We start from the raw sequence: 21,217 nt of genomic DNA, 5'->3' as shown, positions 1-21,217 counted from the left end.
CGCCCCCGGTTTCGGGGAGGGGCGGGGCGGGGGAAGAGCCCGCGCAGCGGCACTCACGACAACCGAAGGACACGCGACATGCACCGCGCACTGATCGTCGTCGACGTACAGAACGACTTCTGCGAAGGCGGCAGCCTCGCGGTCACCGGCGGGGCCGACGTCGCCGCCGCGATCACCGAGCTGATCGGCCAGGCCACGGCCGGCTACCGGCACGTGGTCGCGACCCGCGACCACCACGTCGACCCCGGGTCGCACTTCGCGCACCCCCCGGCCGAGCCGGACTACGAGAACTCCTGGCCGGTCCACTGCGTCGCGGGCACCGAGGGCGTCGGGTTCCACCCGAACTTCGCCCCCGCCGTCGCCTCCGGCGCCGTCGCCGCCGTCTTCGACAAGGGCGCGTACGAGGCGGCGTACAGCGGTTTCGAGGGCGCCGACGAGAACGGCGCCGGGCTCGCGCAGTGGCTGCGCGAGCGGCAGGTCACCGAGGTAGACGTCGTCGGGATCGCCACCGACCACTGCGTACGGGCCACGGCCCTCGACGCCGCCCGCGAGGGCTTCGCCACCCGCGTGCTGCTGGACCTGACGGCCGCAGTGGCCCCTCACACGACCTCCCGGGCCGTGGAGGAGCTCCGCTCGGCCGGCGTCGAGCTGATCGGCGAGAGCCCCCGCCAGGCCCCGTAGGAAGCCCCTCGGGTCCGGCGGGGCCCGGCGGCTCTAGTGCCCCAGCAGGGCCCGGATCGGGTGCCAGAGCTCCTGGGCCCGGTCCGGGGCGCCGCGCCACAGCAGGCCGTCCGGATGGTGCAGGACGGCCGTGACCTCGTCCGGGGTCGGCGGCTGTGCGTTGCCGCGCAGGTACACCGCCCGCATCCCGAGGTTCCGCAGCCTGGTCAGGGCGCGGGCCCGGTTCGCGGCGTGGACCAGCACGCGGACGTTTCCGCCCTCGCCGCAGGGCCTCGGCAGCGTGAGCGCGACCACCACGCTGCCGCCTGGCAATCTGACGAAACCTCCACCGGGCATGATCTTCAGCTCCCCCGTCAATAAGAAAAACTCGCACCCGCATCTAAACGCGATCGGCCGCCGCCCGCTAGGGGGCGACGGCCGATCATGCTTTGACCTGCGGGTTTACCGAATTACTTGGCGGCGGGGCCGACCTCGACCGTCATCTGGAGACCGTCGTACGGCTCCTTCACGATCTTGATCTTGGTGTTGGTGTCAGCGACCTTCACCGAACCGGTCGGGTTCTCGTCGTAGTAGTACTTGCCCTTGTGGTCGTCGAAGACGAGGTTCGCGGGCTTCGGCTTCAGGAACAGCGACTCACCGTTCTTGTGCAGGGTGAACGCGTCCGTCGAGTACGCGCTGAACGTCGCGTCGTACGGCTGGATCTTGTTGCGCAGCAGGGTGCCGTCCGACCACTTCATCGGCTTGGCGTTGGCGTCGATCGGGAGGATCAGACCCGAGCCCGGGTGCTGGCTGGTGTTGTTGTCCTTCTGGGACTTGTCCCAGAGCCAGATCAGCAGGCCGTCCTGGTACGGGTAGTGCTCGACCCAGCCCGGCTTCGAGTTGGCCCAACCGAAGTTGTACGGGCCCACCTTGAGGGTGGAGTCGTACGAGACGTAGCGGCGGTTCTCCGCGATGTAGTACTGCGGGTACTCCTTGGTGAACCCGGAGCCCTGGCGGGAGAAGCCCTTGGCGGTCCAGCCGTTGTCGCCGTTCTCGGCGCCGTCGGTGAACAGGGTCTGGCCGTCCGCGGTGATCGCGAGGGCGTCGGCGGTGAAGCCCTTGCCGCCCGCGCCGCCGTCCGTCTGGTAGCGGAAGCGGAGGTCGATCTTCTTGCCGGCGTAGGCGTCGAGCGGGAACTTCAGGTCCTGCCAGCCGCCGGAGACGTCGGTCAGACCGGCATTGCCCGCGGCGTCGGCCGGGATGGCCTTGCCGTTGGCCGTGCCGTTCAGGACGGTCCAGGTGGCGCCGCCGTCGGTGGACACCTCGGTGTAGAGGTAGTCGTAGTCCTTCTCGATGTCCCACCAGCCCTTGAGGCCCAGTGCGGCGGAGGACTTGCCGGTCAGGTCGACCGTGCGGGTGAGGGTGTTCTTGAGGTCGTCACCCATGTTGCTCCACCACTGCGAGGAGCCCTCGGCGGGAGCGACGATGTCGGTCTTGACCTGCTTCTTCGGCAGCTCGACGACCAGCGCCTGCTTGTCCTTGGTGTTGTACTCCGACACACCCAGCTTGTGGGTGGACTTCGTCGCGGCCTTCGCCGTGTCGTAGTTCAGCCAGCCCAGCTGGAGCTTGTCCCAGGCGGTCATGTCGCCCGGCATGTCGCCTATGGAGTCCTTGCCCTCGCCGAGCCAGGAGCCGGCGGACATCAGGGACCAGAAGCCGACCGAGTTCTCGCCGCCACCGGAGGTGTCGTAGAGGTCCGGCAGACCGAGGTCGTGGCCGTACTCGTGCGCGAAGACGCCGAGGCCGCCGTTCTCCGGCTGCATCGTGTAGTCGCCGACCCAGATGCCGGTGTTGCCGATCTGGGTGCCGCCGGCCTTGTTGTTCGCCGGGCCGGTCTTGCCCGCGTCGGTGCCGTAGGCGTACCAGCGGTGCGCCCACAGGGCGTTGGTGCCCTGCACGCCGCCGCCGGCCGACTCGTCCTCGCCCGCGTGGACGATCTGGAAGTGGTCGATGTAGCCGTCGGGCTCGTTGAAGTTGCCGTCGCCGTCGAAGTCGTTGCGGTCCCACTGGTCGTACTGCGCCAGCGTGGCCTTGATCTCGGCGTCGGTCTTGCCGGCCTTCTTCTGGGCGTCGACCCACGCGTTGACACCGTCGCGGACGGTGTCCCACACGTTGGCGCAGTTGGTCTGGCCGCAGTAGTTGGAGCCGTAGCGGGCCTCGTTGTTCGGGATCTTGACCCAGTCGGCGACCTGGCCGTCGACCGAGTAGCGACCCGAGGAGGTCTTCTCGTAGTAGGTCTTCAGCGAGTCCTTGCCCTTGCCGGTACCGAAGTACAGGTCCTGGAAGTAGTCGCGGCTGAAGTCCTTGCGCCAGGCGGTGCTGTTGTTGTCCTTGCGGTCCGGCTGCGCGATGGTGTTGTGCAGCGGACCGGGGGTGCCGCCGTACTTCGGGACCGCCGGCTTGGGGCCGTCGGGACCGTCCGGGTCGAACATGGTCGTGTTGTCGACCTGGTCGCCGAACTCGACGAGGATCGTGAAGATCTTGTCGGTCTTCTCGCGGCCGAGCTCGACGTACTTCTTGTCGTCGAGCTTGACGACCTTGGAGGCGCCCCGCTGCTCCACGCTCTTCTTGCCGGACAGGACCTGGTCCAGGGCGGCTTCGCGGGCCTGCGCCTGCTGGTCGCTGAACGGGCCCTTCAGGTTGTGCTGGACCGCCTCCTTCGAGGCGGCGGTCGGGTCCTGCCGGTTCGAGGCGGGCGCGGTCGACGGCGCCTCGGAAGCCTGGGCAGTGACGAGGAAGGCGCCGGAAGCCGCGGTGGCGGCCAGGGTCACACCGACGGCTGCGGCGCGCAGCGCTCGTCTGCGAGCGGAATTGCTGGTCACTTGATGTCGTTCCCCTCCCGCGGCCGCGACACAGGTCGGAACATCTCCGTTGGAGTGGGGGGTTCCGCGCGGCGCGCGTCTCAAGTGACGACATTTGACCGGAGAGTCTCAGGAAAAGACAGACCTTGACTTGTTCCTTACAACTGCACTATGCGGTCAGCCAGTTCCGGTATACGGACGTTCCTCTGCCAGACGGGACGAAGGCCGCGTCCCGACCCCCGCCGTGTGACGCCGAATGATCCCGTACGCCCCCCGTGCGCCGGGCACCGTGGGTTAGGTCACGCTTACTGGCGGTTCCGCCCGGGAATCCACCGACGTAGAGTCCCTTGACGCGCGACCTAGTTGAGCAGACTCCCCCTCCCCGCCTTGAGGACGGATACCGCCATGCCGCGTCCGACTGCCGCCCAGTTGTTCTACGGGTCCGCCACCGTCGTCGTGTCCACCATCGCCATGCTGCTGCTCTCGCAGACGAGCACGGGACGCGGCATCGCCGTCATCGCCACCGCCGCCCTGGCCCTCGGACTGCTCGTCGCGCTCACCGCGGCCAGCCCCCGCCGGCGCGGCCGGCACGCGGCTCCGGCAGGGACGGCCCGGGCCACCGCCCGTACCCCCCTGGTTTCCCCCGGTGTTACCGAAATCACGCCCGCGAACGCCCCCCGGAGCGCGCCCGGGCCCGTCCCCGCGGACGCGGCGGCGGCCGCCCGGGTGCCTGAGCCCCGGACGGCCGCCGTCGAACAGCCGGTGCACCACTGAGCCGTACGCGGACCTGCCGCACGGGGCCGCGGCCCCTTCGTACGCCGGTGCGTCGCGTCGTTATGCGGTGACCACCACCGTCTTGCCGACCTTGTCGTGGAGACCCTGCTTGTACGGCTTGTCCACGAGGATCGACACGATCAGCACGATCTGCCACAGGCAGGGGCAGCAGATGAGCGCCGGCAGCCAGAGCATCGCGGCGCGGCCGAGCGCCGCGCCCGACGGCGGGACGCTGCCGTCGTTGAGCATGGCGACGCGCAGTCCGAGCGCCCTCTTGCCGAGGGTCCTGCCGTCCTTCCTGGCGAACCACCAGTCGTAGCCGACGAAGAACACGATCGAGATCAGCGTCATCGCCAGGCCGCTGCCGCTGTACGACTTCGTGAAGACCTCGCTGACGTCCTCGCCCTTGTTCGTCTCGACCGTGTACCGGTTCGTGCCGAAGGCCAGCTGGATGAGGAACAGCGGGATGAGCACGATGATCACGTCGATGATGCGGGCACCGAGCCGCTTGCCGAAGTCGGCCAGCGGGGGCATCCCGGCGAGCGGGTCGGGCATGCCGTAGCCGCCGCTCCCGCCGTACGGGCCTCCGGGCGGCGGGGGCGGCGGTGGGGGCGGGTATCCGCCGCCGCCCCCCGCACCGCCGTACGGGCCGCCCGGCGGCGGGGGCGGCGGGGGGCCGCCCGGGGGCCGGTCGTACGGCGAACCGCCCGACGGAGGCGTCGGTTCCTGGGGCTTCTTGAGGAACGGGTCGTCCTCGGGCGGCTGGCCCGGCGGCGGCTGATCGGTACTCATGGCCCGAGTCGAACCCGGCTCCGCGAACCCCGCAACGGGACGGCGTCCGTTCGGGGGAGGGCTCCCCCCGGCGGGCCGCGGGCCGGGCGTCAGCGGGCCACGTACGTCCTCGCCGCCCGGTCGTGCAGGCCCCGGCGGCGGCGCCCGTCCCCGAGGCACCAGAGGCTGCCGGGGAGTCCGAGGAACGCGTACACCAGCCAGCGGCGCAGGGCCGTGCCGAACGCGGGCGGGCGGAGGGTGGCGGCGGCCAGCACCCGGATCCCGAGGAGCTTCTTGCCGGGGGTGCGGCCCCAGCGGGCGGTGGGGAGCGCCTCGTAGAACACCCCGAAGAGCAGTACGGCGCCGAGGACGAGGCCGGCGTATCCGGCGATGGTCGTGTCGAACAGCCACACCGTGGTGGTGCGTCCGCTGCCCTTGGCGGCGTCGACCTTGGCCTCCAGGTGGGCGGTGGCCGCGGGGACGAGGGGCCAGGCGGTGCCCGCCGCGACCGCGCCGTACACGAGGGTGTCCAGCGCGCGGGCCACGAGCCGGCGCACGAGCCCGGCGGGGCGGGTGGCCCGCTCCGCCATCCGCTCGAACACGGCCCGCTCGGTGACCCGGGGCGCCGTACGGCCGACCACCGGGCCCGAAGCCGGGTCGGATGCCCGGTCGGAGGCCGGGCCGGATCCCGGGCGGCCCGCCGCCGGGGCGGGGGCGGGGGCGGGGGCGGCCGGCCGGGGACCGGGCGCGGAGCCGCGCGCCGCCGGGGCCCGCGCGGGCGACGGCGCCTCCGGCGCGAACCGGTCCTCCGGAGCCGCGGGCCCGGGGCGGAGCGGGGTCTCGGACCACGGGGCCCGGTCCGCCGGGCCCTCGGGCCGGGACCGCGCCGACCGGTCGCGCCGCACCGGCGCCTCGGGCTCGGGGCGGGCCCCGGGCTCCCAGCCGGCCGGGATCTCCGGCCCGGGGCGGACCACGGCGTCACGGCGGGGCGGGGCCTGCGGCCGGTCGGCACGGTCGGCCGGGTCCCATGCCGGCGGGGCCGCCGGTTCGCGGTGGAGGGGGGTTTCCGGCCAGGACGAGGTGAGGCCGGACGGAGCGGCGCTGTCGCCCGCGGAGGGCCACGCGGGCTCGGCGGGAGCCGCTGCCGGGGCGGCGGCCGGAGCCGCGGCCGGGGAGCGGGCCGACAGGATGCCCACGCTCTCGGCGGGGCCCCGCACGGCGGCCTGCGCGGGGAAGCGCTCCGCGGTCGCGGAGGGCGTACGGGCGAAGGACACCCCCGGCCCGCGCTCCGCGCGTTCGGCCGCCTCCAGCGGCTCCGGGCGCGGCCCGCGGCCCTGCGGGACCCCGTCCGGCGCCGGACGGGCGGGCCCGTGGCCCCCGTCGGGCTCCGGCCGCGCCGGGCTGCCCCAGGACACCCGGTCGTCGCGGGGCCCGCCGAAGCCGGACTGGTGCAGGGGATCGGCCTGCCACGAGGCGGCGGGGGCCCCGGAGGCCGCGGGAGCGACCGGCTCCGACTCCCGCAGCGCCTCCGACAGGCCTGTCCCGTCCAGGAACACCGGCCCCGTCTCGTCGGACCGGGCGGGGACGGCGGCGGCAGGGGCGGCGGCGGCAGGGCGGCTCGTACCCGGAACCCAGTTCAGGCCGTTCCAGTACCGGACGAACCCGGGGATGGACGGATCGGGGTAGTAGCCCTCGCGGGCCGCGTGCTCGCCGTCACCAGGGGAGGCCGTCAATGTCCCCAACTCCGATCGTGGCTTGAGGCTTGTGCAAGGGGAGGACCATAGCCAAGAACCGTGCCCCGACAGGTCCGGTAACGGGAGAATCCAAGCCTTTGAGCGAACGTCGCCCGCCACGACTGTTTTCGGTCACCCGACAGGATCCGGCCAATCGGCGATCCGGGGCACGAAGTCGCGTCATACCCGGGCACATCGGCGCTCTCCCCGGGTGTGGGGCGCGCACACCGGCCCCACGACACCACCGGAGAACCGAAGAACCGAAGTGAGGCCGCCATGCACCACCCCGTCGTCGAACGCGAGCTGGAACTCAAGCTGGTCCTGTCCCCCGAGCGCAGCGTCGCCGTCCCGGCCCGGCTGGTCTACCTGACGGACGACCCGTACGCCGTGCACATCACCTTCCACACCGGCTCCAGCACCCCCGTCAACTGGACCTTCGCCCGCGAGCTGCTGGTCGAGGGGGTGTTCCGCCCGAGCGGCCACGGAGACGTCCGGATCTGGCCCACCAAGGTCGACAACAGGGCCGTCCTCTGCATGGCGCTCACCTCCCCCGACGGCGACGCCCTGCTGGAGGCCCCGGCCGCCGCCGTGTCGGCGTGGCTGGAGCGCACGCTGCGCGTGGTCCCGCCCGGCACCGAGGCCGACCGGCTGGGCCTGGACGCCGCACTGGCGGAGCTGCTCACGCCCACTCCGGCCGACGACCTGTGGATGCGGGACCCCTGGCCGTCGGACGAGTCGGCGGACGGGGACCTGTGATCATGCGGATCCGCCACCTGCGCCTCGTCCACTCCACGCGGCAGCGGTCCATACCCGGCGTACGGTCAGAAGAGCTTTCCCGGGTTGAGCAGGCCGAGCGGGTCGAAGGCCTGCTTGACCGCGCGCTGCATCTCCATCCCGACCGGCCCCAGTTCGCGCGCGAGCCACTCCTTCTTGAGGACCCCGACCCCGTGCTCGCCGGTGATGGTCCCGCCGAGGGCCAGTCCGAGCGCCATGATCTCGTCGAAGGACTCGCGGGCCCGCCGCGTCTCGTCCCCGTCGGCCGGGTCGAAGCAGACCACCGGGTGCGTGTTGCCGTCGCCGGCGTGCGCGCAGACCCCGATGAGCAGGTCGTACGCGCGGGCGATGGCGGCCGTCCCGTCCAGCATCTCGGCGAGCCGCGAGCGCGGTACGCAGACGTCGTCGATCATCGTGGCCGGGCGCAGGGCGTCCAGGGCGGTCAGCGACATCCGGCGGGCCTGGAGGAGCAGTTCGGACTCCGCCTCGTCCTCGGCGGGGACGACGGCACTGGCTCCGGCGGCCCGGCACAGCTCCCCCACGGCGGCGAGGTCCTCGGGCGCGTGCGGGGTGTCGAAGGCGGCCAGCAGCAGGGCCTCGGTGGTCTCGGGCAGACCCATCTTGCCCAGGGCGTTGACGGCGCGGACGGTCGTACGGTCCATCAGCTCCAGCAGCGAGGGCGTGAGGCCGGCCTCCATGACGGCGCAGACGGCCGCGCAGGCGGCCGCGGCCGAGGGGAACTCGGCGGCGAGCGCGAGCTGCCGGGGCGGCGCCGGGCGCAGGGCGAGCACGGCCTGGACGACGACGCCGAGGCTGCCCTCGGAGCCGACGAAGAGCCGGGTGAGGTCGTAGCCGGCGACGCCCTTGGCGGTGCGCCGGCCCGTGCGCAGCAGCCGTCCGTCGGAGAGGACCACGTCGAGGCCGAGCACGTACTCGGCGGTGACCCCGTACTTGACGCAGCACAGGCCGCCGGACGCGGTGCCGATGTTGCCGCCGATCGTGCACTGCTCCCAGCTGGAGGGGTCGGGCGGGTAGAACAGGCCCCGGTCGGCGACGGCCCGTGAGAGCACCGCGTTCACGACACCGGGCTCGACGACGGCGACGCGGTCGACGGTGTTGATCTCCAGGATCCGGTCCATCTTGACGAGGGAGAGCAGGATGCAGCCGTCGGAGGCGTTGGCCGCGCCCGACAGGCCGGTGCGGGCGCCCTGGGGGACGACGGGGACCCGCAGGGCGGTGGCGGTGCGCAGCACGTGCTGCACCTGTTCGACGGTGCGGGGCAGGACCACGGCCGCGGGGGTGCCGGCGGCGCAGAACGTGGCCATGTCGGTGGCGTAGGAGGCCGTCACCTCGGGGTCGGTGAGGAGGGCCTCGGCCGGGAGCCCTTCCAGGAGGCTCGCGTGCAGCCGGAGCGAGAGATCGTCTTTCCCGGCATCGTCCATGACATCCGTGACATCCATGAGCCCAGCGTGGCACCGGGGGCCATCGGTGTGAACACGGCCGCGACGGGCTTCGGACACCTCGGCGAACTCTTCATATTGACGCACAGTGACCCCATGGACCGTGCCACCCGTACCGCGCGTATCGCCCGTATCGCCCGTACTGCTCGTGCTGCTCGCGCCGCCCGCGTCGCCCGCGTCGACGAGGAAGCGCAGCAGCCGGCGCCGCCCGTGACCTTCACCGGCCGCAAGACGCTCGTGGCGGCCGGGGTCGCGGTGGTGCTGATCGCCGGGGCCCTGCTGATCCGGCCGGCCCGCCAGGGCGACGACGCCCGCCCGCCGGGACCCACCGAGCGGGCCGCGTCGGCGGTCGGCATGGGTGCGCCGGCGGCGGCGGTGGACCTGACGGCTCTGGTCGCGGACCGGGAGAAGTGGGTCGCGGGGCACGAGAAGGACGACGCGTCCTGGGCGGTGCTCGGGGCGGCGTACCTGGAGCAGGCGCGCCGGACGACGGAGCCGGCCTGGTACCCGAAGGCCGAGAGGGCGCTGAAGCGGTCGCTGGAGATCCGCCCGGCCGAGAAGGGCAACTTCGACGCGATGACCGGCATGGGCACGCTGGCCAATGCCCGGGGCGACTTCGGGACGGGCAAGAAGTGGGGCGAGCTCGTACGGGCGCAGGCGCCGAAGCGGTGGGCGGCGTACCCGGTGCTGGTGGACGCGTACACGGGCCTGGGCGACTACAAGGCCGCCGAGCGGTCGATGGAACTGCTGCTGGACCTGCGGCCGGGGCTGGCCGCGTTCGTCCGGGCCTCGCAGGTCTACCGGGACCGCGGCTGGCGCGAGGACGCGACGATGGCGATGGAGCACGCGGGGGGCGCGGCGAAGGCGCCGGCGGAGAAGGCGTACGTCCTGTTCCGGCTCGGGGAGCTGTCCTGGGAGCGGGGCGACGCGGCGGAGGCGCTGCGCCAGTACGAGGGCGCGCTGCGCGCCGATCCGGCGCAGGCCCAGGCGCTGGGCGGCCGGGCCAGGGCGCTGGCCGGGCTGGGCCGGGGCGGGGAGGCCGTCCGGGACTACCGGATGGCGCTGGGCCGGGCGCAGGTGCCGAGGCTGGCGCTGGAGCTGGGAGAGCTGCTGGACGCGCTGGGGCGCTCGGACGAGGCGAAGGTCCCGTACGACATGCTGCGCACGGCCGCTGCGCGGGGCGCGGCGGACGGGGTGAACGAGGCGGTGGTCCTCGGCCTGTTCGAGGCGGACCACGGGGATCCGGCGGCGGCCGTGCGGCGGCTGACGCAGGAGTGGTCGCGCCACAAGAGCATGGAGGTGGCGGACGCGCTGGCGTGGGCGCTGCACAAGACGGGCGACGACACGGCGGCGCTGGAGTACGCGAAGAAGTCCACGGACCGGGGGATGCGCAGTGCGGACTTCGCGTTCCACCGGGCGATGATCGAGCGGGGTCTGGGCGATGACGCCGGGGCCCGGCGGTACCTGCAGGAGGCGCTGCGCACCAATCCGCGCTTCTCGCCGGCCCGCGTTCCGCTGGCCAAGGCGGCCCTGGCGTCGATCGGCCAGCCGCCGGCGGGCGGCCCGGAGAACATGCAGCCGGCCAGACCGTGGGTGGCCCCGGAGCTCCCGAAGGCGGCGAAGCCGAAGCCTGCGGCGAAGGCGGAGAAGCCGGAGAAGGCGGCGAAGGCGGACAAGGCCGAGAAGGGCGACAAGGCCCAGAAGGCCGAGAAGACGGAGAAGCCCCGCTCCGCCGGCGCTTGAGTGGCCGGGGGGCGGGGGCGGCGGGGTCCCCGAGGCAGCGCCCCGGAGACCCCGACCCGTGGCCTAGAGGTTGCCCCGCTTCTCCTGCTCCCGCTCGATGGCCTCGAACAGCGCCTTGAAGTTGCCCTTGCCGAAGCCCATCGAGCCGTGGCGCTCGATGATCTCGAAGAACACGGTCGGACGGTCCTGCACCGGCTTGGTGAAGATCTGCAGCAGGTAGCCGTCCTCGTCGCGGTCGACGAGGATCTTCAGCTCGCGCAGGGTCTCCACCGGAACCCGCGTCTCGCCGGCCCACTCGCCGAGCGTGTCGTAGTACGAGTCCGGGGTGTCCAGGAAGGAGACGCCGGCCGCGCGCATCGACCGTACGGTCGCCACGATGTCGTTCGAGGCGAGCGCGATGTGCTGGACGCCGGCGCCGCCGTAGAACTCCAGGTACTCGTCGATCTGCGACTTCTTCTTCGCGATCGCCGGCTCGTTGATCGGGAACTTCACCTTGAGGGTGCCGTCCGCGACCACCTTCGACATCAGCGCCGAGTACTCGGTCGCGATGTCGTCGCCCACGAACTCCTTCATGTTCGTGAAGCCCATGACCTTGTTGTAGAACCCGACCCACTCGTTCATCCGGCCGAGCTCGACGTTGCCCACGCAGTGGTCGATGGCCTGGAAGGTGCGCTTGGCGGGACCCTCGACCAGCGGGGCGACGGAGACGTAGCCCGGCAGGTAGGGGCCGGTGTAGTCCTTGCGCTCGACCAGCGTGTGGCGGGTCTGGCCGTACGTGGCGATGGCGGCGAGGACGACGGTGCCGTGCTCGTCCTTCACCTCGTACGGCTCGTCCAGGCCGCGCGCGCCGTGCTCGACGGCGAACGCGTACGCGGCCCGCGCGTCCGGAACCTCGATCGCGAGGTCGACGACGCCGTCGCCGTGGGCGGCGACGTGCTCGGCGAGGAAGCGGCCGCGGTCCGTCGTCGCCTTGATGACCGAGGTCAGGACGAAGCGCGCGGCGCCGTTGGTCAGGACGTAGCTGGCCGTCTCGCGGACGCCGTTCTCCGGTCCGGAGTAGGCGACGAGCTTCATGCCGAACGCGGTGGAGTAGTAGTGCGCGGCCTGCTTGGCGTTGCCCACGGCGAAGACGACCGCGTCCATTCCCTTCACCGGGAAGGGGTCGGCCTCACGCGCGGTGTGCGGGGCGGTCTCGAGGTTCACCAAAGACTCAGTCATGAGCGCAGAGTCCCGCCCTTCCACAAGCTGCGCAATAGTTTCCGTTTCTGCTGTACAGAGTGCCCAGCCCAGGCGCAGGATGACTGAGAGATCTGTGCAGTATGACCAGCCGATCGAGGGAAGGTTTCCATGGGCATCGACGAACTCGACGGCCGGCTCATCGTCCTGCTGGCGCGCGAGCCCCGGATCGGGGTCCTGGAGGCCTCGCGCCGCCTCGGCGTGGCCCGCGGCACCGTGCAGGCCCGCCTCGACCGGCTCCAGTCGAACGGGGTGATCCGCGGCTTCGGCCCCCAGGTGGACCCGGCGGCGCTCGGGTACCCGGTGACGGCGTTCGCGACGCTGGAGATCAAGCAGGGCCAGGGGGCCGACGTACGGGCGCACTTGAACGGGGTGCCGGAGGTGCTGGAGCTGCACACCACGACCGGCCAGGGGGACATGCTGTGCCGGCTCGTGGCGCGGTCCAACGCCGACCTGCAGCGGGTCATCGACCGGGTCGTCGGCTTCGAGGGGATCGTGCGCGCCTCGACGGCGATCGTCATGGAGAACCCGGTGCCGCTGCGGGTGATCCCGCTGGTGGAGCAGGCGGCCCAGGAGGGCTGACCCCCCCCCGGGGCGCTTTCCAAAGAAAACGTTGCAAAGAAATCCTTGCATAGAAGTCTTTGCAACTCTACGGTTGAGCCATGCCCGAAGCACCGAACCCCGAAGACCTGGACCCGGCAGACCTGGACCCGGCAGACCTGGACCCCAGGGAGCCGGACCCCGAAGAGCCCAAGGTCCGCACCCTCGACGCCCGCTCCCTGCGCGGCCTCGCCCACCCGCTGCGCATCCGCATGCTGGCCACCCTGCGCCACGACGGACCGGCCACGGCCTCCCAACTGGCCGAGCGGCTCGGCGAGTCCAGCGGATCCACCAGCTACCACCTGCGCCAGCTCGCGGCGCACGGCTTCGTCGAGGACGCGCCGGAGCACGGCAAGGGCCGCGAGCGCTGGTGGCGGGCGGCCCACGACGGCACCCGGTTCGACGAGAAGCTGCTGTACGACGAGGACCCCGCGACCCGCGGGGCGGCGGACCTCTTCCTGCACGAGATCGCCACGATCCACACGCAGGAGATGAGCACCTGGCTCGGCACGGCCCACAGCTGGTCCCAGGAGTGGCGGCGCGGCTCGGACATCAGCGACTTCACGCTGCGCCTGACCCCCGCGCAGAGCCTCGAACTCATCCACAAGATCCATGAGTTGATCGACAGCTACCGCGACCTGCCGCCCGCCGAGGGCACCGCGACGGTCCGCTTCCACACGCACGCGCTCCCGCGCACCGACGAGTAGTACCGCCCCTTCCGCCCGCTCGCCCCACTCGCATTCCGAAGAAGGAGTCCTGCCGTGCACGCCTTCACTTCCGCCGAGATCCACCCCGGGGCGCACGCCGCCCGTACCGCCGAACTGGCCGCCGAGGCCGCCGCCTGGCGCCTGGCCCGCCACCTCGCCCCGGCCGCCGCCGCCAGCCACGCCGTGCCCGCCGTCCCCGCCCTGCGCAACCGGCTCGGCGAAGCCCTGGTCGGAGCCGGGATCCGGCTGATGCAGCCCGCGCACCTCCAGGCCCGGATCGCGCACGCCCTGCACGCCCCGCGCCTCCCGCACGCCGCATGAGCCGGCGGCCCTTCGCGGCGGTACTGGCCGCCAACACCATCTCCATAGCCGGCAGTTCCGTCACCCTGATCGGCGTGCCGTGGTTCGTGCTCCAGACCACGGGCAGCGCCGGCCGGGCCGGGGTCGTCGCCTTCTGCGCCACCCTGCCCGTCGTCATCGCCGCGCTCGTCGGCGGCCCGGTCATCGACCGGATCGGCCGCCGCCGGGTGTCGGCCCTCTCCGACCTCGTGTGCGCCGTCTCGGTCGGCTCGATCCCGCTGCTGCACTACGCGGGCGTGCTGGAGTTCTGGATGCTCTGCGCGCTGATGGCCGTCGGGGGCCTCGTCCACACCCCGGGCCTCACCGCCCGCGGCGTCCTGCTCCCGAACCTCGCCGAGCACGCCGGCACCCCGCTGACCCGGGCGGCGAGCCTGTACGACGCGGTCTCGCGCGGAGCGCGGATGATCGGGGCCGCGCTGGCCGGCGTACTGATCGCCTTCTTCGGCGCCGAGTCCGCCCTGCTGCTCGACGCGGCCACCTTCGCCGTCTCGGCGCTGCTGGTCAGCGCCTTCCTGCGCGGCGTCCCCGCCGCCGAGCCGCAGCCGGCCGCCGGGAAGATCTCCTTCGCCGGATACCGGGCCGAACTGGCCGAGGGCTGGACCTTCCTGACCCGCGCCCCGCTGCTGATGGGCATCACCCTCATGGTGATGATGACCAACGGCCTGGACCAGGGCTGGTCCGCCGTACTGCTCCCCGTACACGGCCGCGAGGCCCTCGGCGGCGCCACGGCCGTCGGCCTGCTCGTCTCCGTCTTCGGCGGCTCCGCCCTGCTGGGCGCCCTGCTCTACGGGGTGTGGGGCGAGCGGTTCCCCCGCAGGGCGGTGTTCACGGCGGCCTTCGTGCTGTGCGGCGCTCCCCGGTACGCGGTCGCCGCCTTCACCGACACCCCGCTGCCGCTCGCGGTGACGATGGCCCTGTCCGGGCTGGGCGCGGGCATGCTCAACCCGATCCTGACCACCGTGGTCTACGAGCGGATCCCGGAGGAGCTGCGCAGCCGCGTCTCGGGCGTGACCACCGCGGGCTGCGAGCTGACCATGCCGCTGGGCGGGCTCGCGGCGGGCCTGCTGGTCGACGGACTCGGGGCGACGCGGACGCTGCTGCTGTTCGGCGGCACGTACCTGCTGGTCACGCTCTCCCCGCTGGTCTTCCCGGCCTGGCGCACGATGGAGCGCGCGGTGGAGGGCCCGGTGGAGAGCGGCTCCGCCGAGGTCAGCAGGACGGAACCGGCTCCCCGCGGGTCAGCGCACGCAGCGCCTGGACCGCGCCCGTCAGCGAACTGACGGGGACCAGCCGGAGCCCCTCGGGGAGTTCGGACTGCGCGTCGGAGCACTCCGCCTCCGGCACGAGGAACACGCTCGCCCCGTCGCGCCGCGCGGCCTGGGTCTTCAGGGCCACGCCGCCGACGGCGCCGACCTTGCCGTCCGCGCTGATGGTGCCCGTACCGGCGATGGTGCGGCCGCCGGTGAGGTCGCCGCCGCTGCCGTCACCGTCGAGCTTGTCGACGATGCCGAGGGAGAAGAGCAGACCGGCGCTGGGGCCGCCCACGTCGGCGAGGTTCAGCTGGACCTTCACGTCCTTCGGGTCCTTGTGGAGGAAGCCGAGGGCGGCCTGGGTGGCCGTGGACTGCGACGCGGCCATTTGCTCCAGGTTGTGCGCCTCGATCTCCTTGTCGCTTCCGCCGGAGGGGTAGACCGCCTCCTTGGGCATGACCGCCCGGGTGCTGTCGAACCAGTCGTCGACGAGCTCGGGCAGGGTCACGGTGGTGGAGGGGCCGGTGGCCTGGATGGTGGTCATCCGCAGCTGGCCGGTGGTCTGCCGGGTCGGGGCACCCGTCACGGTGATGACCGGCTTGCCGTCGCGGTCGCCGAGCACGTCGGCCGTGAGGCCCGGCTGGGCGATCACGAAGGGCAGCGGCGCGAAGGCGGCGACGGCGAACAGCCCGAGCACGGGCACGGCGCAGACGGCCAGGGCGGCGGGACGCGGCAGACGTGTGAGGCGAGAGAGCACCCGGCCAATGTATCGGGCGCCCCCGCCGCCCCCGCGCCCCACCGTGCGGGACGCGGCGCGGCAGCCGCCCTCCCGCACGGCGGGACGCGGCGCGCCGACCGCCCCCACGCCTCCGGGACGCCCCGCGGGCACGCGCAGGAGCACCCGGTCCGGAAGTCCGGCCGGGTGTTCGGCTCACGTCCCGTACGCGGGGCTCAGCGCAGGGCGTCGGCCACCTCTCGGGCCGCGTCCACGACGCGCGGGCCGACCCGCTCCGGGACGGCGTCGGCCAGCATCACGACGCCCACGCTGCCCTCCAGCCCCGTGATGCCCACGAGCGGCGCTGCCGCCCCGCTGGCGCCCGCTTCGAGCTCCCCGTGGGTCAGCGTGTACCCGGGCTCGGTGAGCGTGCCCTGACGGGCGGCCAGGATGGCCCGCCCGGCCGCGCCCCGGTCCAGCGGGTGGCGGAAGCCGGCCCGGTAGGCCACGTGGTAGTCGGTCCAGGTGGGCTCGACGACGGCGACGGCGAGCGCCTCGGAACCGTCGACGAGGGTCAGGTGCGCGGTGGCGCCTATGTCCTCGGCGAGCGACCGCAGCGCGGGCAGGGCCGCCTCGCGGACGAGCGGATGCACCTGCCGTCCGAGCCGCAGTACGCCGAGCCCGACGCGGGCCCGGCCGCCGAGGTCGCGGCGGACCAGGGCGTGCTGCTCGAGGGTGGCCAGCAGGCGGTAGACCACGGTGCGGTTCACACCGAGGCGGTTGGAGAGCTCGGTGACGGTCAGACCGTGGTCGGTGTCGGCGAGCAGTTTGAGGACTCTGAGTCCTCGGTCCAGAGTCTGGGAGGTTTCCGCGGTCACGACGCCTCTCCCTCTCTCGGTGAGCGGCGGTGACTCTCGGGGTGTATGCGGCGCCGGTCCCACGGCGACGCACGAGAGGCCGCCGGTAGCGGCCATGGCACCGGCTGCGCTCCCGCGGCGGCTCTGCCACGGGGCGTTCGATGCGGGGACATTAGCGAGCGGGTCCGCTCAGCGGAAGGGCTCGTCCAGAATCCGGGCGCCAACTACCCCTTTGTGCCGGTTAACGATCGCCGGCGGAGTCGTTTCGTTACCTCGGCCGACCGGTGGAGCCTGTGCGATCCGCCGACGCGGACCGGGGGTCGGGAGCCCCGGCGCCGCCGGACCGGCCCCCGGATCCGGACACGGAACGTGACGGCGCCCCCGTACGAAACTCCGCACTGCCCCCGTCCCCCGGTCCGTACGAACGGTGGCCGGGGGCGCGGGAAGCGGTGGACGGAGACACGGGGCGACAAGGGGGTGGAGCAATGGAGCTATGGAGCAATGGAGGTGTGGAGGAGCGGCCGGAGGAACGGGGTCACCGCATCCGGGTGGCCCACTCCTGCACCTTCTTGATCCGCTCCCGCAGCTGCCCCGCCGTCGCCTCCGCGCTCGGCGGCCCGCCGCACACGCGCCGCAGCTCGGTGTGGATCACACCGTGCGGCTTGCCGCTCTGGTGGACGTACGCGCCCACCATCGTGTTGAGCGATTTCCGCAGCTCCAGCAGCTCCTTGTGCGAGACCACCGGGCGCCGCTCGGCCGGCAGCTCCAGCAGGTCCGCCTCGGCGTCCGGCTTGCGACGGCTGTGCGCGATCTGCCGCGACTGCCGCTTCTGGAGCAGCATCTGCACCTGGTCCGGCTCCAGCAGTCCCGGGATGCCGAGGTAGTCCTGCTCCTCCTCGCTGCCCGGGTGCGCCTGCATGCCGAACTCGGCGCCGTCGTAGAGCACCCGGTCGAAGACGGCGTCGGACTCCAGCGCCTCGAAGGACATCTGCTCGTCCTCGCCGGTGTCCTCGTCCTCCTGCCGGTTCGCCTCGTCCATCTCCTTCTCGGACTCGGCGTACGGGTCCTCCTCGCCCTTCTTCTTGGGCTTGTCGAGGACGTGGTCGCGTTCGACCTCCATCTCGTTGGCGAAGCCGAGGAGATAGGGAATGGTCGGGAGGAACACGGAAGCCGTCTCGCCGCGCCTGCGCGACCGCACGAAACGTCCGACGGCCTGGGCGAAGAACAGCGGGGTGGAGATCGTCGTCGCGTACACGCCCACCGCGAGGCGCGGTACGTCGACGCCCTCGGACACCATCCGGACGGCGACCATCCAGCGGTCGTCGTTCGCGCTGAAGGTGTCGATGTTCTTCGAGGCGCCGGTGTCGTCGGAGAGGACGAGGGTGGCCTTGGTGCCGGTGATCTCGCGGATCAGCTTGGCGTACGCGCGCGCCGAGTCCTGGTCGGAGGCGATGACGAGCCCGCCCGCGTCCGGGATGCCCTTGCGGACCTCGGTCAGCCGCTGGTCGGCGGCGCGCAGGACGTTCGGCATCCAGTCGCCCCGTGCGTCCAGCGCGGTGCGCCAGGCCTGGGAGATGGCGTCCTTGGTCATCGGCTCGCCGAGGCGGGCGGCGATCTCGTCGCCGGCCTTGGTGCGCCAGCGCATGTTGCCGCTGTAGGACAGGAAGATCACGGGCCGGACGACGCCGTCGCCCAGCGCGTTCCCGTACCCGTAGGTGTAGTCGGCGGAAGACCGCCGGATCCCGTCGTTCCCCTCCTCGTACGTGACGAAGGGGATGGGGTTGGTGTCGGACCGGAAGGGCGTACCGGTCAGCGCGAGCCGCCGGGTCGCCGGGTCGAAGGCCTCCAGGCAGGCCTCGCCCCAGGACTTCGAGTCACCGGCGTGGTGGATCTCGTCGAGGATGACCAGCGTCTTGCGCTGCTCGCAGCGGTTGCGGTGCAGCATCGGGCGCACGCCCACGCCCGCGTACGTGACGGCGACCCCGTGGTAGTCCTTGCTGAGCGGTCCGGCGGAGTACTCCGGGTCCAGCCGGATTCCTATCCGGGCGGCGGCCTCGGCCCACTGCTTCTTCAGGTGCTCGGTCGGCGCGACGACGGTCACCTGCTGCACGACGTGGTGGTGCAGCAGCCAGGACGCCAGCGTCAGCGCGAAGGTGGTCTTGCCTGCGCCGGGCGTGGCGACCGCGAGGAAGTCGCGGGGCTGGGTCTGGATGTACCGGTCCAGTGCACCCTGCTGCCAGGCGCGCAGCTTGCTGGCGGTACCCCAGGGGGCACGGCCGGGGAAGGCGGGTGAGAGGTGGTGGGAGGCGGTAGTAGTCACGGTCTCCGGTTCGGCTCTCGGCGGCGGTCGTACGTAGGACAACCGGGCCACCTTACCGGGGCGGGCCGGCCCCTCGGGGAGGGACAGGCCCGTGACCTCGGCGGGTGCGGCGAGCGTCACATCCGGCGCAACCGCTCGGCGATGCGGGCGACATCGGACTCGTGGCCGGCGGCGACATCGATGACCAGGTCGTACGCGGTGTCCTGGTCGACGTCGGCGAGGTCGATGCCGTTCACGGCGAGGAAGGTCGCGGCGGCGAGCCAGGCCGTCCGCTTGTTCCCGTCGACGAGGGGGTGGTTGGCCGCGATCCCGTGCAGCAGGGCGGCGGCCTGCTCGTACGGGTCCTCGTACGCGGGCGTCCCGAACATGCGCGCCCGCGGCCGGTGGACGGCGGACTCGAGCAGCCCGGGGGCGCGCAGCTCGACGCTCTGCTCCAGGCAGGCGAGCCGGGCCAGGTCGAGCACCTCGGTGAGGGTCAGATGCCGCGCGCCGGCCCCGGCGCTCGGACTCGGGCTCGGGCTCGGGCTCGGGCCTCCGGGCGTGCTCTCGCTGCTGCTCTCGCGCTCGCTTCGGCTCACTGGCCGAGCCGCTTCAGCAGCGCGTCGTGCCGGTGCGCCAACCGCGCGGCCTCGCCCGCGACCCGCGCCCGCTCGTCCCGCAGGTACCGCAGCACGGCTTCCCGCGCCAGGTCCTCGGGGGCCCGCCCGCTCGCGTCGGCGAGGTCGGAGAGCGCGGCCCGGTCGCCGCCCTCAAGCTGAATGATCAAGCTGTCCATCCCCGCAGCGTAGGCAGCGGCTCCCCCGCCCGTCACCGCCTTTTCGGGCCCGGGCAGGAGCCCGGCCCCGCCCGGCCCGGGGCCCGGACGCCGGGCGGCTCACGCCTGCGCGGCCACCGGCTCCGGCCCGATCGCGTACAGCCGGGTCGCCACCCACGCCCCCACCAGGGCCACACAGGCCATCGGCAGGAAGACGACGACGAAGGCGGCGGGGTGCGAACCGGCGGCCGCGCCCTCCGCGGCGACGGCGTGCGCGGCGCCCACCGCTCCCCCGCCCAGCGCGGCGAACGCCGCGCCCCCGGCCGCCAGCAGCACCACGTTGGCCAGCGCGTCCGAGATCTGCAGCGCGGCCGAATTGGCCCCCGCCTCCTCCGGCGCCGACAGCTCCAGCAGCAGCACGCTCGTCGAAGCGGTCACCAGCCCCATCCCCAGGCAGCCCACGGCCCAGGCGGCGGCCAGCGTCCACACCGGCACGGACTCGACCAGCACCGCCGGGGCCGCCGCGATGGCGAAGGCCACCAGCACCATCCCCGCCACCATGAGCCGCTCCCGGTACGGCGCCATCCGCCCCTTCGACTGCAGCCAGGAGCCGGCCGCCCAGGTCGCCCCGCCCGCCGCCAGCGAGAAGCCGGCCAGGGTCGGGCTCAGCCCCCGCTGGGTGACCAGCATCAGCGGCACGAAGCTCTCCGCCGCGATGAACGACCCCGCCGCCACCCCGCGCAGCAGCACCACCGAAGGCAGCCCGCGCCGGGCGAGGTAGGTACCGCGCGGAAGCAGCCCCCGTACGGCCGGCACCAGCAGCGCCGCCCCCGCGGCGGCCGGCAGCAGCGACAGCCACCTCAGGTCCTGGGCGGCGTACTGCAACAGCCCCGCCCCGGCGGAGATCCCGAACGCCAGCCGGATCCGCCGCCGGTCGAGGGCGGCGGGCGGCGCGCCGGGGTCTACGGGCCCGGACGCGGTGCGCCGTATGGCGGGCAGCGCGACGACGAGGGGTACGACCACGAGCACCGGTATCCCGACGAACACCCAGCGCCAGCCGAGGTGCTCGGTCACGGCCCCCGAGACCAGCGGCCCGACGACGGACGGCACCACCCAGCTCGCCGCGAAGGCGGCCATGATCGCGGGCCGCAGCCGCTCCTCGTAGGCCCGGCTCACCACCACGTACAGCGCGACGATGACCAGCCCGCCCCCGAACCCCTGCACGGCCCGCCCGAGGACGAACACCCACATGGCTCCGGCGGTCCCGGCGAGCAGGAGCCCGGCGGCGAAGGCGGCGATCCCGACGGCCAGGGGCCAGAGCGGCCCCTTCCTGTCGGCCCACTGCCCGGACAGCACCATGCCGAAGAGGCTGGTGGTGAAGTAGGCGGAGAAGGCGAAGGCGTAGAGCCCGATCCCGTCGAGCTCGCGAGCGGCGACGGGCATGGCCGTCCCGACGGCGGTCGCCTCGAAGGCGATGAGGAAGACGACGGAGATGATCCCCAGGCTGAGCGCCCGGTAGGCGGACCCCAGGATCCCGCCGTCCGGCTCGGCCGGGACCGGCTCACTGCGCTGCGACACACGGGGTTCAAGGGCACTCATCGCCCCAGAGTAAGCCCCGCTACCCGGTTACGCCCCTGTCAAT

The 21,217-nt window shown here is 72.9% G+C and carries 20 protein-coding genes; 8 read left to right on the top strand and 12 right to left on the bottom strand.

The features are described from left to right. Nucleotides 1-78: 78 nt before the first annotated feature. The gene (locus ACFY1T_RS27650; protein WP_390790562.1) at nucleotides 79-681 is read left to right on the top strand and encodes a nicotinamidase; all 603 of its coding nucleotides are present in this window, start codon (nucleotides 79-81) and stop codon (nucleotides 679-681) included. 33 nt (nucleotides 682-714) lie between these two features. Here ACFY1T_RS27650 and ACFY1T_RS27645 read toward each other — a convergent pair whose 3' ends face one another. After that, nucleotides 715-1,017: a hypothetical protein gene (locus tag ACFY1T_RS27645; protein WP_030158646.1), complete on the bottom strand. Its 303-nt coding sequence runs from the start codon at nucleotides 1,015-1,017 to the stop codon at nucleotides 715-717. A gap of 113 nt (nucleotides 1,018-1,130) precedes the next feature. Next, a complete protein-coding gene (locus ACFY1T_RS27640; RefSeq protein ID WP_390790561.1) occupies nucleotides 1,131-3,542 on the bottom strand; it encodes an immune inhibitor A domain-containing protein in 2,412 nt (803 codons plus the stop codon). Nucleotides 3,543-3,926: 384 nt separating this feature from the next. On the opposite strand from ACFY1T_RS27640, the gene ACFY1T_RS27635 reads away from it, so the two are divergent. Then, the gene (locus ACFY1T_RS27635; protein WP_390790560.1) at nucleotides 3,927-4,295 is read left to right on the top strand and encodes a hypothetical protein; all 369 of its coding nucleotides are present in this window, start codon (nucleotides 3,927-3,929) and stop codon (nucleotides 4,293-4,295) included. A 60-nt stretch (nucleotides 4,296-4,355) separates the two neighbouring features. Here the strand turns inward: ACFY1T_RS27635 and ACFY1T_RS27630 are convergent, their stop codons facing one another. Together ACFY1T_RS27630 and ACFY1T_RS27625 are read right to left on the bottom strand one after the other, a co-directional pair. Continuing rightward, nucleotides 4,356-5,087, bottom strand: a complete 732-nt coding sequence (locus tag ACFY1T_RS27630) for an RDD family protein (protein ID WP_390790559.1) — start codon at nucleotides 5,085-5,087, stop codon at nucleotides 4,356-4,358. An 89-nt stretch (nucleotides 5,088-5,176) separates the two neighbouring features. After that, entirely contained in the window at nucleotides 5,177-6,799 is a 1,623-nt protein-coding gene (locus ACFY1T_RS27625; protein WP_390790558.1) for an RDD family protein, read from the bottom strand. 276 nt (nucleotides 6,800-7,075) lie between these two features. On the opposite strand from ACFY1T_RS27625, the gene ACFY1T_RS27620 reads away from it, so the two are divergent. Beyond that, the gene (locus ACFY1T_RS27620) at nucleotides 7,076-7,555 is read left to right on the top strand and encodes an SsgA family sporulation/cell division regulator (RefSeq protein ID WP_390790557.1); all 480 of its coding nucleotides are present in this window, start codon (nucleotides 7,076-7,078) and stop codon (nucleotides 7,553-7,555) included. 65 nt (nucleotides 7,556-7,620) lie between these two features. On the opposite strand, the gene ACFY1T_RS27615 is transcribed toward ACFY1T_RS27620, so the two are convergent. Beyond that, nucleotides 7,621-9,015 carry an FAD-binding oxidoreductase gene (locus tag ACFY1T_RS27615; protein WP_390790626.1) on the bottom strand — a complete coding sequence of 465 codons (1,395 nt, stop codon included), beginning with the start codon at nucleotides 9,013-9,015 and terminating at the stop codon, nucleotides 7,621-7,623. Nucleotides 9,016-9,129: 114 nt separating this feature from the next. On the opposite strand from ACFY1T_RS27615, the gene ACFY1T_RS27610 reads away from it, so the two are divergent. Then, nucleotides 9,130-10,776 (top strand): tetratricopeptide repeat protein, encoded by a 1,647-nt coding sequence (locus ACFY1T_RS27610; protein WP_390790556.1) that lies wholly within the window; start codon nucleotides 9,130-9,132, stop codon nucleotides 10,774-10,776. A 63-nt stretch (nucleotides 10,777-10,839) separates the two neighbouring features. On the opposite strand, the gene hppD is transcribed toward ACFY1T_RS27610, so the two are convergent. After that, the gene (hppD, locus tag ACFY1T_RS27605) at nucleotides 10,840-11,994 is read right to left on the bottom strand and encodes a 4-hydroxyphenylpyruvate dioxygenase (protein WP_030866559.1); all 1,155 of its coding nucleotides are present in this window, start codon (nucleotides 11,992-11,994) and stop codon (nucleotides 10,840-10,842) included. A 129-nt stretch (nucleotides 11,995-12,123) separates the two neighbouring features. On the opposite strand from hppD, the gene ACFY1T_RS27600 reads away from it, so the two are divergent. From ACFY1T_RS27600 to ACFY1T_RS27585, 4 genes are all read left to right on the top strand, one after another. Then, a complete protein-coding gene (locus ACFY1T_RS27600; protein ID WP_030866560.1) occupies nucleotides 12,124-12,594 on the top strand; it encodes an Lrp/AsnC family transcriptional regulator in 471 nt (156 codons plus the stop codon). A gap of 80 nt (nucleotides 12,595-12,674) precedes the next feature. Continuing rightward, nucleotides 12,675-13,319 carry an ArsR/SmtB family transcription factor gene (locus tag ACFY1T_RS27595; protein ID WP_390790555.1) on the top strand — a complete coding sequence of 215 codons (645 nt, stop codon included), beginning with the start codon at nucleotides 12,675-12,677 and terminating at the stop codon, nucleotides 13,317-13,319. Between the two features lie 54 nt (nucleotides 13,320-13,373). After that, nucleotides 13,374-13,640 carry a hypothetical protein gene (locus ACFY1T_RS27590; protein ID WP_390790554.1) on the top strand — a complete coding sequence of 89 codons (267 nt, stop codon included), beginning with the start codon at nucleotides 13,374-13,376 and terminating at the stop codon, nucleotides 13,638-13,640. Beyond that, nucleotides 13,637-14,959: an MFS transporter gene (locus tag ACFY1T_RS27585; protein WP_390790553.1), complete on the top strand. Its 1,323-nt coding sequence runs from the start codon at nucleotides 13,637-13,639 to the stop codon at nucleotides 14,957-14,959. The genes ACFY1T_RS27590 and ACFY1T_RS27585 overlap by 4 nt, the downstream gene beginning before the upstream one ends. Here the strand turns inward: ACFY1T_RS27585 and ACFY1T_RS27580 are convergent. The 6 genes from ACFY1T_RS27580 to ACFY1T_RS27555 all read right to left on the bottom strand — a co-directional run bounded on the left by ACFY1T_RS27580 (nucleotide 14,889) and on the right by ACFY1T_RS27555 (nucleotide 21,174). Continuing rightward, a complete protein-coding gene (locus ACFY1T_RS27580) occupies nucleotides 14,889-15,686 on the bottom strand; it encodes a PDZ domain-containing protein (RefSeq protein WP_390790552.1) in 798 nt (265 codons plus the stop codon). The genes ACFY1T_RS27585 and ACFY1T_RS27580 overlap by 71 nt on opposite strands. A gap of 194 nt (nucleotides 15,687-15,880) precedes the next feature. Further along, on the bottom strand, nucleotides 15,881-16,522 hold the full coding sequence (locus ACFY1T_RS27575; protein ID WP_030866567.1) for an IclR family transcriptional regulator: 642 nt from the start codon (nucleotides 16,520-16,522) through the stop codon (nucleotides 15,881-15,883). Between the two features lie 514 nt (nucleotides 16,523-17,036). Further along, nucleotides 17,037-18,821, bottom strand: coding sequence for a DEAD/DEAH box helicase (locus ACFY1T_RS27570; RefSeq protein ID WP_327132269.1), 1,785 nt, complete (start codon nucleotides 18,819-18,821; stop codon nucleotides 17,037-17,039). Between the two features lie 116 nt (nucleotides 18,822-18,937). Next, nucleotides 18,938-19,300: a type II toxin-antitoxin system death-on-curing family toxin gene (locus ACFY1T_RS27565; RefSeq protein ID WP_390790625.1), complete on the bottom strand. Its 363-nt coding sequence runs from the start codon at nucleotides 19,298-19,300 to the stop codon at nucleotides 18,938-18,940. Between the two features lie 95 nt (nucleotides 19,301-19,395). Further along, complete coding sequence (locus tag ACFY1T_RS27560) at nucleotides 19,396-19,596, bottom strand: hypothetical protein (protein ID WP_390790551.1); 201 nt, start codon at nucleotides 19,594-19,596, stop codon at nucleotides 19,396-19,398. A gap of 99 nt (nucleotides 19,597-19,695) precedes the next feature. Next, nucleotides 19,696-21,174: an MFS transporter gene (locus tag ACFY1T_RS27555; RefSeq protein WP_390790550.1), complete on the bottom strand. Its 1,479-nt coding sequence runs from the start codon at nucleotides 21,172-21,174 to the stop codon at nucleotides 19,696-19,698. Nucleotides 21,175-21,217: the final 43 nt, after the last annotated feature.

The sequence above is a fragment of the Streptomyces sp. NPDC001194 genome (assembly GCF_042896985.1).
GTDB lineage: Bacteria > Actinomycetota > Actinomycetes > Streptomycetales > Streptomycetaceae > Streptomyces.
Note: the sequence above shows the minus strand (reverse complement) of the source record. Positions and strands in the feature narration are given on the sequence as shown.